The organism is Corynebacterium sp. HMSC072A04, assembly GCF_001809235.1.
In the GTDB taxonomy this organism is placed as follows: domain Bacteria; phylum Actinomycetota; class Actinomycetes; order Mycobacteriales; family Mycobacteriaceae; genus Corynebacterium; species Corynebacterium hiratae.
In genome coordinates, this window is sequence record NZ_KV796804.1 from 127,715 (window position 1) to 140,157 (window position 12,443).

General features: G+C 62.9%; 8 protein-coding genes. 6 read left to right on the top strand and 2 right to left on the bottom strand.

What is annotated here, in order from left to right; genetic code table 11:
- Positions 1–74 precede the first annotated feature (74 nt).
- Positions 75–1,385, top strand: a complete 1,311-nt coding sequence (locus tag HMPREF2565_RS09925) for a YkvI family membrane protein (protein WP_049156025.1) — start codon at positions 75–77, stop codon at positions 1,383–1,385.
- Positions 1,386–1,449: 64 nt separating this feature from the next.
- Here HMPREF2565_RS09925 and HMPREF2565_RS09930 read toward each other — a convergent pair whose 3' ends face one another.
- Positions 1,450–2,916, bottom strand: a complete 1,467-nt coding sequence (locus HMPREF2565_RS09930) for a helix-turn-helix domain-containing protein (RefSeq protein ID WP_070545245.1) — start codon at positions 2,914–2,916, stop codon at positions 1,450–1,452.
- Between the two features lie 191 nt (positions 2,917–3,107).
- Here HMPREF2565_RS09930 and HMPREF2565_RS09935 point away from each other — a divergent pair, with 191 nt between their 5' ends.
- The 5 genes from HMPREF2565_RS09935 (at position 3,108) to HMPREF2565_RS09955 (ending at position 11,833) form a co-directional block, all read left to right on the top strand.
- Positions 3,108–5,165, top strand: coding sequence for a hydantoinase/oxoprolinase family protein (locus tag HMPREF2565_RS09935; RefSeq protein WP_071407264.1), 2,058 nt, complete (start codon positions 3,108–3,110; stop codon positions 5,163–5,165).
- 38 nt (positions 5,166–5,203) lie between these two features.
- The gene (locus tag HMPREF2565_RS09940; RefSeq protein WP_071407265.1) at positions 5,204–7,219 is read left to right on the top strand and encodes a hydantoinase B/oxoprolinase family protein; all 2,016 of its coding nucleotides are present in this window, start codon (positions 5,204–5,206) and stop codon (positions 7,217–7,219) included.
- Between the two features lie 34 nt (positions 7,220–7,253).
- Positions 7,254–8,972, top strand: coding sequence for a helix-turn-helix domain-containing protein (locus tag HMPREF2565_RS09945; protein ID WP_071407266.1), 1,719 nt, complete (start codon positions 7,254–7,256; stop codon positions 8,970–8,972).
- Between the two features lie 118 nt (positions 8,973–9,090).
- Positions 9,091–10,209, top strand: coding sequence for an alcohol dehydrogenase catalytic domain-containing protein (locus HMPREF2565_RS09950; RefSeq protein WP_070512342.1), 1,119 nt, complete (start codon positions 9,091–9,093; stop codon positions 10,207–10,209).
- Between the two features lie 118 nt (positions 10,210–10,327).
- On the top strand, positions 10,328–11,833 hold the full coding sequence (locus HMPREF2565_RS09955; protein ID WP_070512345.1) for a permease family protein: 1,506 nt from the start codon (positions 10,328–10,330) through the stop codon (positions 11,831–11,833).
- A 279-nt stretch (positions 11,834–12,112) separates the two neighbouring features.
- Here the strand turns inward: HMPREF2565_RS09955 and HMPREF2565_RS09960 are convergent.
- A partial coding sequence (locus HMPREF2565_RS09960; RefSeq protein WP_256375073.1) for an acyl-CoA dehydrogenase family protein occupies positions 12,113–12,443 on the bottom strand: 331 nt, incomplete at its 5' end.

A 12,443-nucleotide genomic window follows, 5' to 3' on the forward strand; every position in this document is an offset into this window, starting at 1 on the left:
GCAGGCACCTTTCCCAGGCCGCCTGCCCCGTTTGCATAAGTAAATATTTCTGTCCACCTAAAGTTAGGTTCACCATGCTTAAACGCTCATTCGGCATCGCGATGGCATTCATCGGCGTGCTCGCGGGTGCCTCTTTCGCTTCGGGCCGCGAGGCCCTCCAGTATTTCGTTGCTTTCGGCAACATGGGCGTCGTCGGCGCCATCGTAACGGCACTGGCCATGACCATCTCCGGCATCACCATTCTCCAATTAGGTTCTTATCACCGCGCCAAAGAGCACACCTCCGTGTTCAACGCGGTGTCCACCCCCATTGTGTCGAAGATCCTCGATATCGCCACGCTGACCTGTCTGTTCTGCATCGGCTTCGCCATGTTTGCCGGTGCCGGCGCCAACCTCAACCAGCAATGGGGCTGGCCAGTGTGGATCGGCGCCGTCCTCATGCTCGTCCTCACCCTGCTGACTGGTCTGCTCGACGTGGACAAGGTGACCATCGCCATTGGCGCCATTACCCCGTTCATCATCGTCTTGCTGACCATCGGCACGGTCTACACCGTGCTCACCTCCAACCCAGATTGGTCACACCTCAATGAGCAGGCGCAGCAGCTTCCTACGACGCTGCCCAACTGGTGGGTTTCCGCCATCAATAACCTGGGACTGAACGTCATCGTGGTGGTCTCCATGATGATCGTCATCGGCGGCAACTTCCTCGACGCCAAGGAGGTGGGCTACGGCGGCATTCTCGGCGGCGCATGCTTCCTCTTCCTGCTGGCGGTCCTGGTCGGCGGTCTCTACGTCTCCGTAGGCCCGATCACCGAGGCCGAGATGCCAACGCTGGCCATGATTGAGCAGATTCACCCGGCGCTCGGTATCGCCATGTCCGTCGCCATCTACGGCATGATTTATAACACCGCGATTGGCATGTTCTATGCCTTTGCCAAGCGCCTCACCCGCGGCAAGCCGCAGAACTTCTACAAGGTCTATGTCATCTCCGTGCTCATCGGCTTCGTGCTTTCCTTCATCGGCTTCTCCAACCTCATCGGCTGGGTCTACCCGATTCTTGGATACATGGGCATTGCCATCATGTTCATCATCGGCTTCGCATGGTTGAAGAACCGCAAGGACCTGCAATCTGAGGCCGACCTGCGCCGCCGCGCGCGTGAGCTACTCAAGAAGCGCTTTGAGAATGACAACCACCTCTCCGATGAGGAGGCTCGTGAGCTAGTGGCCATCGCTCGCAACTCCTCCATCCCGGAATCTGACTTCATCAAGGAGATCATGACCGAGGTTGATTCCGAGGACATTCCGGAAGAGCTGCAGATCGGTGACGGCAAGCTCCACGCGCTGATCACCGGCAAGCCCATCCCGCGCAGCAAGAAGAAGGTGTAGTTCTCTCCACTCCCCCTCTCACTCTCTACTCTCACACCTTCTCCGTGCCCCCGCATCCAGCCGCCTAGCGCTGCATGCGGGGGCGCAGCGCTTTCCACAGCGCCCACAAAACCAGATCCGCATCGGAGAACCGGATCCGTTCCTCCAGAGCTTCCAGCCGGTGCCGGACCGTATTGGCGTGCACGCCCACGGCCTTCGCGGCCCGGGCCACGGAGAAGCTTTCAGCTTCATAGGCGCGAAAGATCTCTTCGCCATCCTTAATCCCCTCAATCGCGCGGTCGAGCTCCCCCACTGCGTCCTCCAAGCCGCGCTGGCCCAGGTAGGCCGCTGCCTTCTCGATGGCACTGCAGTGAGCAAACTCCAGGCTCTGCAGGTGCAAGGAATGCGTGCGTTCTACCACCACGGCGGCAAGCAGGGCCTGGAGCCACGCTGCCGGGCCTTCCTCAACGGTATCGAAGGGATCAGAAAGCCCGACGGAGCCGAAGAGCACGTCCGCGATCTTCCCCTCCGCTCCCGAATGGGTAGTCAACACGCAGGTGCGGCCGGACACATAGCCCAGCACCAGCGGCACGCCCGCATCCTGGGCCAAGGCGAAGGCCTTGTCGCGCACATCGCTGCGGTAGGAATCCTTGACGGAATCGGAGACAAGGAGCCGCATCTTGGCATGCTCCGAAAAGCCCCGCCTGCGCAACGTGGTGGCCACTTCTTCCCTATTCGAATTCTCATCGCACAACGCCACCATCAGCGCGCTCGATTCGGCGACGTGGTTGCGCTGGATGTTTCTCTGCGCCATCAGGGAAGCGGTGAGCAGCTCCTCCAGCGCCGCGAAAGCGGGGTCATCGAAGTCTGCATCCTGACTGGTTTGCCGCCCGCGGATCAGCCAGTAGCCGTGGTCGAAAGAGGGGCTTTCGCCAGCAATGTCGAGCCACCGTGCAAAGACCTTCCAACGCCCCACGTGCATGGTCGTGGTGCTGTGGTTTATCACCACCGACAGGGAACGCGCGATACTCCGCGCGGGCAGCTCGCCGGCGGCGGCAATAACCCGGCCGTCAACGGTCAACAGCAGCAGGGAATCCCCGCTGAACCTGGCAAAGCGCGCAAGGATCTCGGATTCCGGCGCTGGGTTGACTAACCCGGGGCTTAATTGCCCGATGGTGCTGAGCTTGCGCCAGGATGCCAGGTTGGGTTGGCGCCGCAAAAGCTCATCCACCGCGCGCCGGATATCTTGGCGCGTGATCCCATCGGTGCCGTACAGGACGGCGCCGGTTCCCTCCACCGAGTCCAGGACTTCCTGCTCATCGAACTCGGAGTCGAGGAAGATGACCCCGGCGGCGTCGACCAGCCGGCGCTGGATGGCGCGCGGGCTTCCCTCCGGCCGGGGAAGGACAAACCAACCTGCCACGTCCCCATCGCCCTCGGCGCACAGCCCCACAAAATTCTCATCCTCGAGCGCCTTACTCAAGCGGCGCAGCCGCGGCTCCATCACGACGAGATCGGCGATCCGGAGCACCGGATTATCCTGTGACGCCACTTATCCCTCCGGAAAATAGTGTCCTATCTTACTTTTCTCCGGCTAATTCTAGTATGCCCCAACCTGCTTGTTTGGAGTTTCCTCCACCTTCTTCACTCTCAATTCACCGTTTCTCCATTGCTCCCCTCCTCGTGCCATATCAAGATTCCTCTCAACCGAATTCACCAGCCTTTGAAAGAGAGGTTCCCACCATGACGGGAAATAAACCTTTTCGCGTATCCGTCGACGTCGGAGGAACGTTCACCGATGTCGCGATTGTTAACACCGAGACCCACGAGTTGTCGGTGGCCAAGGTTCCCTCCACCCCGGATGACCCGATGAAGGCGGTGATGAACGGCCTCAAGTCGGCCGACGTCCAGCTCAACCAGGTCGAGGTGTTCTCCCACGGCACCACGGTGGCCACCAACGCGCTGATCCAGCGCCGCTTCCCACCGGCAGCGCTCATCACCACGAAGGGCTTCCGCGATGTTCTGGAAATCCGCGACGGCACCAAGGATGAGTTGTGGGATGCCTACAAGGACGTTCCGGACCCCTACATCCGCCGCCGCGATCGCTACGAGGTCGAAGAGCGCATCGACTTCGACGGCGCCGAGATCACCCCGTTGGATGAGGCAGAGGCTCGCCGCATCGCCGGGATCCTGCGCCGCAAGAAGATTGAGACCGTCGCGGTCTGCTTCATCAACTCCCATGCCAACGCCTCCCACGAGGAGCGCATGGCGGAGATCCTACGCGAGGAACTTCCCGACGCCACCGTCTCCACCTCCTCCGAAATCCTCCCGGAGATCTTCGAGCACGACCGCTTCTCCACGACCGTCGCCAATGCGGTCCTGGCCCCGCTCGTCTCCGGCTACGTCAACCGCCTGTCCCGCCAGCTGGAGGAAGGCGGCTACGACGGAGACCTGCTCCTTCTCCACTCCGGCGGCGGTTCCATGACCCCGGAGATGGTGACCCGCTACCCGGTCCGCCTGGCTGCCTCCGGCATTGCGGCCGGCGCCATCGCGGTGCAAGACATCGCCACCCGCTGTGGCTACTCCAACGCGATTGGCCTGGAAATGGGCGGTACCTCCACCGATATCGCGCTGGTCTACGAAGGTGACATCCGCATCACCAAGCAGTGGCAGGTCGAATACGGCTTCCCCATCTGCTTCCCGTCCATCGAGGTCGGCACCATCGGCGCTGGCGGCGGCTCGCTGGCCTGGATCGATGAGGCAGGTTCCCTGCGCAACGGCCCGCAGTCCGCGGGCGCGGATCCGGGACCGGTCTGCTACGAGCGCGGCGGCACCGATGCCACCAACACCGATGCCAACGTCACCCTCGGCCGCCTCGGCACCGAGCTCATCGGCGGTGCACTGAAGCTGAACCCGGATGCCGCGCGCGAGGCCGTCAACAAGACGGTTGCAGAGCCGCTCAACCTTGAGCTCGAAGCCGCAGCCGAGAACATCATCCAGGTGGCCAACGCCAACATGGCCGATGCGGTTCGCCTGCTGTCCATCCGCCGTGGCTACGACCCGCGTGACTTCGTCCTTGTCGTCGGCGGCGGCGCCGGCGCCCTGCACGGCGCTGAGGTCGCCCGCGATCTGTCCATCCCCACCGTCGTGGTCCCGCCGCACCCAGGCGTGACCTCCGCCCAGGGCTGCTTGCTCGTGGACATCCGCCACGACATCACCAAGATGTACCAAGCACCGGTGAACGAGGTGGACACCACCGAACTGCGCAAGGAATTCCAGGCGCTGATCTCCGAGGCCCGCGAGCGTCTAGAGAAGGAGCACGTCCCGGAGGAGCGCATGAAGTTCAAGCTGACCGCCTCCATGCGCTACCGCGGCCAGTGGCGTTCCCTGACGGTGGAAATCCCCGAATCCGATAACCCGCTCGATGATGCCGTCGCCATGTTCCACGATGAGCACGAGCGCGAGTACTCCTTCGCCGACCGCGACGGCGCGGTGGAGTTCTACCAGATTGGCCTCATCGCCATCGGCGAGCTTGAGAACCCGCCCTTCAAGCACTACGAGGTCGAAGAGCACGAGGCAGAGCTCCCAGAGACCACCCGCCCCGTCTACTTCTCCGCGCACGGCGGCTGGGCCGATGTCCCGATTTATCACCGCCCCGACCTGAAGGCCGGCGCCAAGCTCAACGGCCCGGCCATCATCGACCAGTTCGATGCCACCACCGTCATTCCGCCTGGAGACCGTGCAGAAATTGATGAGTGGTCCAACATCCGTATCCACATCGGCAAGGCCACCAACGCCTAAGACCCTCGCCTTCAGACTCTCCTTTGAAAGGAATCGACATGACTACGACTCACACACAGCCACAGAAACCCTCGCCGTCTTCTTCCGGCCGCCGCACGCTCGACCCGGTGACCTTCGAGGTTCTCAAGAACGCCTTTGCCACCTCGGTCAACCTCATGTCCGAGCAGATTCTGCGCACCTGCTACTCCTTCGTCATTTACTCGCGTGACTTCTCCTCCGCGCTGTGTGACGCCGAGGGCAACACCGTGATGCAGGGAAACCAGGACATCGCCGTACACGTCGGCACCCTGCACTTCCAGTGCCAAGCCGTGCTCAAGGAATTCGGCGATGACATCCACGAAGGTGACGTCTTCGCCATCAACGACCCCTACCAGGGCGGCACGCACATGAATGACGTGTCCTTCCTGCGCCCCATCTTCCACGAGGGCACCCTGCTGGCCTTCGCACAGAACAAGGGCCACTGGGCCGATGCCGGCGGCTCCGTCCCGGGCTCCTTCGACGTCTCCGCGACCGACTACTACACCGAGGGCCTGCGCATCACCCCGGTGCGTGTGTGGTCCAAGGGCGTGTTCCTCAGGGACGTCGCCAAGCTCTTGGCCGGCAACACCCGCAGCCCCGAGATCGTCATGGGTGACCTCAAGGCCCAGGCCGAGGCCACCGCGGTCTGTGAGCGCGAAATCCACCGCCTCGTGGACAAGTACTCCTTCGACACCGTGCGCACCGCGCTGCGGGAGGTCCAGGACTACGTGGAAGACATCGTCACCTCCCGTGTGGCCGCGCTTGACGACGGCGAGTGGTCCACCATCGACTACATCGACCTCGACCCGGCCAAGGAAGAGGGCCTCGTTCCCATCAAGGTAACGATGCGCATCAAGGGCGGACGCCTCTCCTACTCGCTGGACGGTTCCGCGCCGGCGGTGGCCAGCTTCCTCAACGCGGGCTATGGCTCCGCGTTCTCCGGAATCGTCGCCGGCACCAAGACCTTCTTCCCCGACGTGCCGCTTAACTCCGGCCTCTACCGCGCCATGGACATCGACCTAGGCCCGGAGGGAACCGTGGTCAACGCCGGAATGCCGCACGCGGTGACCGGCTTCTGTTCCGGCCCCTTCGAGAAGATCATGAACGCGGTCTTCGAGCTGTGGTCCCAACTCATGCATGAGCGCGCCATGGCCTGTGCCTTCAACCTGGAGTACCTGCTCATCGGTGGTTGGGATACGCGTGATGCGAAGAAACCAGAGGACAAGGGCGAGTTCTTCATGTGGTACGACTGGATGGCTGGCGGCTGGGGCGGCCGCGTCGACCGCGATGGCTCCTCCGCCACCGCGCCGGTCTTCGGCCCGGGCCTGGCGGTCCAGCCGGTCGAAGGCCAGGAGCGTCTCTCCCCCGTTATCACCAGCCACCACGCCCTGGTGACTGACTCGGCGGGCCCCGGCAAGTTCCGCGGCGGTGTGGGTGTAACCAAGGGCGGTGTGCTCACGGATGCGAACAAGACCGTCATGAGCTACTGCTGTGACCGCTCGCGTTCCGTGACCTGGGGCATCGAGGGTGGTCTGCCGTCTATCCCGCAGGGCGTGTGGCTCAACCGCGGCACCCCGGATGAGAAGTACCTCGGCGCGCTCTTCTCCAACGTGCCAGTCGGCCCGGGCGATACCTTCGAACGCCCCTCTGCCGGTGGTGGCGGATTCGGCGATGCCCTGGAGCGTGACCCGCAGGCCGTGTTGGAGGACGTCATCGACGGTTACGTGTCCGTGGGCCGTGCTGCCAAAGACTACGGCGTTGTCATCCACGCCATCGACCCCGAGATCGATGAGTACGAGCTCGATGAGGAGGAAACCACGAAGCTACGTGAGGAACTTCGCTCCTCCCGCCTGGACAAGCTGGCGGAGGACCCGGAATCCGTGGCAGAGCGCTACAACGCGGGCGAGCTGGACCAGCTCGACCTGGTCCGCCACTACGGCGTCATCCTGGACTGGGCCACCGGTGAGCTCCTGCCCACCACCACTCAGCAGTACCGCGAGCAGATGACCAAGCGTTCCTCTTCCCACTGGAAGTAGGTGGCGCCCCGACCAGCCCCCTAAACTAGGGAGCATGTCTCTCCTCGGCCCCGTACTCTCCCATCTCGCCAGCGGCACCCGTGTCCCCGACGAGCTGCGCGAGCAATTGGCGGCCGAGGAGCTTGGCGCGCTTCGGGCCATCGAAGAGACCATGCGCGCCAACCACACATGGCGGGTGATGTCGACCAAACTGCTCGACGTCTCCCACATGCTCAACTCCGGCCGCGAATCCTCTGATATCTTCCAGGCCATCGTGCGCCACGCGCGCTCCACCATCGGCACCGACGTGGGCTATCTCAGCCTCAACGATGAGGACACCGGCTTTACCAAGGTGCTGGCCACCAGCGGTGTCGTAACTGAGGAATTCCGCACCATCAACATGCCGATGGGCTCCGGAATCCTCGGCATCGTGGCCGCCACTAACCGCCCGGCGTGGACCTATGACCATTCTGTGGATCCCAACGTCACGCACGTGGATTACGTGGACCGTGCGGTAGAAGCCGAAGGAATCCGCGGGATCCTCGGCGCCCCGATCCGCATTTCTGGGCGCACCATCGGCGCGCTTCTCGTGGGGGATCGCCACCCGCGTCACTACACGCACGAGGAGATCGCAGCGCTCGAGGTGCTCGGCTCTATTACCTCCGTGGCGCTGGAGAATGCCCAAGTCATTGAGAGCCAGGGCGAATCCGTCGCGGAGCTTACCCGCTCCCAAATTGCGCTGAGCCGCCACGTGGACGAATTGCAGTGGCTCAACGACGTCAACACGCAGCTGCTCCACGTGCTGATGAACAATCCCAGCTTCGAGGAGCTCGAGCGCGTGCTAGCTAAAAGCCTCGATGCGCCGGTCACGCTGTGGACCGCGGAGGATGCCCCGGACACTCCCCCAACCAGCACGTTCCCCGTGGAGTTTAACGGGCGGGCGCTGGGCACGATTGGTGTGGACAAGGAGCTCAGCGACGCCGAACTGCGCGTCATCAGCCACGCCTCTGCGGCCTTTACCGCGATTGCGCTCTTTGCCGAAGCGCTTGTCGACGCCACCGCGCGCAAAGTCGATGACCTCGTCTACGCCGTAGCACTAGGCAACGCCGGGCGCGAAGAGATCGTCCGCCTGCGCCACCTCACAGGCATCAGCCTGAACTCTTCGACACAGCTGTATTTCGTGGGCCTGCACTCGGCCAAGAACTTGCCCACCCGCCCGCAGCTGGAGCACCTCCTGCCGGGTAACGCCGCCATTACGCACCACGACCAACACGTGTGCGTGCTGTACCAACCGGATCGGGATATCGATAAGGCGCTGGCCCCACTGCTGTCTGAATTCTCTGAGTTGACAGTCTCCGCCATCGGCTTCGACGGCCTGAGCTCCGCGCGCAGCGCCCACGATTCCGCCATGGCCTACCTGGATTCAGCACTCGCTTTGGGCTTGCGCGGCCAGCTGGTCACCGAGGACTCCCTGGGCACGGTAGGCCTCATCCTGGGCGCGGACCCGCAGGCACTGAACGCGCTGTCTACGCGCACCATCGGCCCGCTGGTGCACTACGACGAGGAACACTCCACCGAGTTGACTGCTACCGCGCACCACTACTTGCTCTCCGGGCACAGCATCCCGCAGACCGCCCGGGCGATGTTCATCCACCCCAACACAGTGCGCCAACGCCTCGATCGGATCGCTGAGCTCATGGGTGAGGAGTGGGCCGTGGGCCAGCGCGGCCTCGATGTCTTTGTGGCGTTGCGCGCCCACTCCCTCAGCAGGTAGAGAATTCCCCACCCATACAACTATTGAGTGTAGGTTTTCCCACACCATTCCCGCCCTTCCCGACGTGACGTGGCGTACATTGCGATGTATTAACCCCATCCGATGTCTGGAGGTATCAATGTCTGACACGATTACCATTCGCGGCGCCGTTCTGGAGCGCTCCGGCGACGAGCGCCCCTACGCCGACTCCAAGCCGATCACCGTGAGCGAGCTCGAGCTCTCCGCTCCCGGCGAGGGCGAGATCCTGGTCAAGATCACCGCTGCTGGCCTGTGCCACTCTGACCTTTCCGTGGTCAACAACAACCGCCCCCGTCCGCTGCCGATGCTGCTGGGCCACGAGTCCGCCGGCATCGTCGAAGAGATCGGCCCGGGTGTTACCAACGTCAAGGTCGGCGACCACGTGGTCATGACCTTCCTCCCGCGCTGCGGTGAGTGCGCCGGCTGCAAGACCGACGGCAAGATGCCGTGTGAGGTTGGCTCCAAGACCAACAACGAGGGCACCCTCATCCGCGGCACCCGCCACCTCACCCGCAACGGTGAGACGATCCAGCACCACCTCGGTGTCTCCGGCTTCGCCACCCACGCCGTGGTCTCCGAGCTCTCCGTCGTGCCAGTGGGCTCCGATGTCCCGGCGGACATCGCCGCTATTCTCGGCTGCGCCATCCTCACCGGTGGCGGCGCCGTGCTCAACGAGATCGATCCAAAGCCGGAGGACAGCATCGCCGTCGTCGGCCTCGGTGGCGTTGGCATGGCCGCCATCATTACCGCCGCTGCGCTCGGCGTGAAGGAGATCGTGGGCATCGACATGCAGAAGGACAAGTGCGAGAAAGCCATCGAAATCGGCGCTACCTCCGCGATGACCCCACAGGAAGCTGAGGAGTCCGGCAAGAAGTTCACCGCTGTCGTGGAGGCCGCCGGCCACCCGAAGGCACTGGAAACCGCCTACAAGGTCACCGCACCGGGTGGCCTGACCGTCACCGTCGGCCTGCCGGCACCGGGCTCCACCATCACCATCGACCCGCTGGTGATGACTGCCGAGGCGCGCCGCGTCCACGGCTGCTACCTGGGCTCCTCCGTCCCGTCGAAGGACATCCCGAAGTACGAGCAGCTGTGGCGTGAGGGCAAGCTCAACGCTGAGGCCCTCATCTCCGACCACATCAAGCTCGAGGACATCAACACCGCCATGGACCGCCTATCCGACGGTGTAGCACTGCGCCAGATCATCGAGTTCGACTAACCAAGGTTCGACTAAACTTCAAGCACTAAACCTCAACGAACCTCTCACCTTTCCTCACCAAGCCCCGCGCGCTTCACGCCCGCTGGGCTTGGTCCCTTTTCTTTGAAAGGAGGCCGTCATGGCCGAAACCACCGAACCCGAAGAGCAGGGCATCGGTCAAGCTTCACCCCACTGGAAGATGGGGCCCTTCGATGTCCGCCTCCCCTTCGTGCACTACCGCATGGAGTGGCCGGACTTCGCCCAAGGCTTGTTCATGTGTGTGGTGGACTTGGGCGCTATCCCCCTGATGACTGAGGCCCTCGGCATGCCTTACGAGGCGGCACTGGCCGTCGTTATGCTCAACGGCCTGCTCTACCTCACCCACCACCTCTTGGGCGACCCGGTTGTCCCGGGCTGGATTACCCCGGCGATTCCGTTGCTGACGGTCTACATCCAGACCTTCCCGGAGGGTGAGCAGCGTGTGTTGGCGCTCATCAGCTTCCAGCTCTTGCTAGGCATATTCTCATTAACGCTAGGCATAACGGGATGGGCATCGAAGGTCGTCCGACTCATTCCCTCTGGCTTGCGCTCCGGCATCGTCCTTGGCGCTGGTATCGCTGCCATCATCTCGGTGTTCCAGGAAGGCGGGCGTTTCCACTCCTTCCCCATTACCATCACCATTGCGGTGGCTGTGGCCTTCTTCCTCATGTACTCCCGTGGCTTCCAAGCCCTGCGACAGAAGGCCGCCGGTTGGCGCTTCCTGGCTTCGCTAGGCATCCTGCCTGCTATCTTCGTCGCGGTCTTCGTCGCACCGCTGGCTGGCGAGGCTCCCTGGCCGGACGTGGAGTGGGGCTTTTCAAAACCTGACTTCATGACCTTGTGGTCTGAGTACACCGTCTTCGGTGTCGGTCTTCCGCCGGCGCACATGTTCCTCACCGCTATCCCCACGGTGTTGGCTGCGTACATCGTTGTTTTCGGTGACGTCCTGCAGGCTAACGCCGTTCTCAAGGAAGCCGACCACGTCCGCACGGACGAGGCCGTGGTCTACAGTCCGTCGCGCGCGCACCTGCTCTTCGGCGGCCGCAACATGCTGATGTCCATCATCGGCCCGGACATCGCCATGTGTGGCCCGCTGTGGGCGGCGATGCACGTGGTCATCGTTGAACGCTACAAGCAGGGCAAGCGCGCCATGCGCACCATCTTTGGCGGCGCGGGCTCTTTCCGTTGGGGTACCAACACAGGCCTCCTCCTGCTGCCGATTACCTCCTTCGTGGAGCCCATCCTGCCGGTGGGCTTGGCACTGACGCTCATCATTCAGGGCTTCGTGTCTGTACGCGTGGGCATCATGGAAGCCAAGAACCAGAAGGATCTGGGTATCGCAGGCGTTACCGCCGGCGTGCTGGCCACCCAGGGTGCCGCATGGGGATTCGCCGCCGGCATCATCATGGTTCTGGTCATCTACGGCAAGGACATGTTCAAGGACGAACGCGACGGCACCATCCGCAACTTCGATGAAATCGATCCGGAAGAGGGCTTCGCCGACGCCCAAGCGGACTTCACCGAGCTGGCTGAGCTCAACGATCTGGACGCTGAGGGACGCCCGATCGATCCGAACGCCCCGAAGCCGAAGGACACCAGAAGCTAGACACCCAGAAACTAAACAGCGCGACACAGTGCCTGTGAACAGGCCTGAGTGCAAGACAATGCTCGGGCCCCGAACACGGCGCCCGCACTGCTTAGCCTCTCCTCTTTAGATGGTCCCTTTACTCTGGTCTCTTAGCAGAGTAAAGGGACCATCTTTCTCTGGTTTTCAGCACACAGATGGTCCCTCATCCCAGATGAGGGACCAAAGTAGAGAGACCAAACGAATAAGACCATCTGCGCAGTAGCGCCCGTGCGGCGGCACCGGTACGACGCCACGTGGTTAGCTAAACGCCGCCTCCCCCGTCAGCACCCGCCCCAGAATCAGCGTGTGGATTTCATCGGTGCCCTCGTAGGTGCGCACTGATTCCAGATTGGCGGCGTGGCGCAGCGGCGAGTAGTCCGCGGTGATACCGTTGCCGCCCAGGATGGTGCGGGCCTGGCGGCAAATGTCGATCGCAGTGCGGCAGTTGGCTAGCTTGCCCACCGAGATTTGGTGGGGCTCCAGCGTGCCCGCATCCTTGGCGCGGCCCAGGTTGAGCGCCAGCAGCTGCCCCTTGTTCAGCTCCACCGCCATATCCACCCCTGACTTAGGCCAATTTAGTGCGGAAGTT

Coding starts and splice junctions, on each gene's coding strand:
- HMPREF2565_RS09925 (WP_049156025.1), top strand. CDS start 75: ATGCTTAAACGCTCATTCGGCATCGCGATGGCATTCATCGGCGTGCTC.
- HMPREF2565_RS09935 (WP_071407264.1), top strand. CDS start 3,108: ATGACGGGAAATAAACCTTTTCGCGTATCCGTCGACGTCGGAGGAACG.
- HMPREF2565_RS09940 (WP_071407265.1), top strand. CDS start 5,204: ATGACTACGACTCACACACAGCCACAGAAACCCTCGCCGTCTTCTTCC.
- HMPREF2565_RS09945 (WP_071407266.1), top strand. CDS start 7,254: ATGTCTCTCCTCGGCCCCGTACTCTCCCATCTCGCCAGCGGCACCCGT.
- HMPREF2565_RS09950 (WP_070512342.1), top strand. CDS start 9,091: ATGTCTGACACGATTACCATTCGCGGCGCCGTTCTGGAGCGCTCCGGC.
- HMPREF2565_RS09955 (WP_070512345.1), top strand. CDS start 10,328: ATGGCCGAAACCACCGAACCCGAAGAGCAGGGCATCGGTCAAGCTTCA.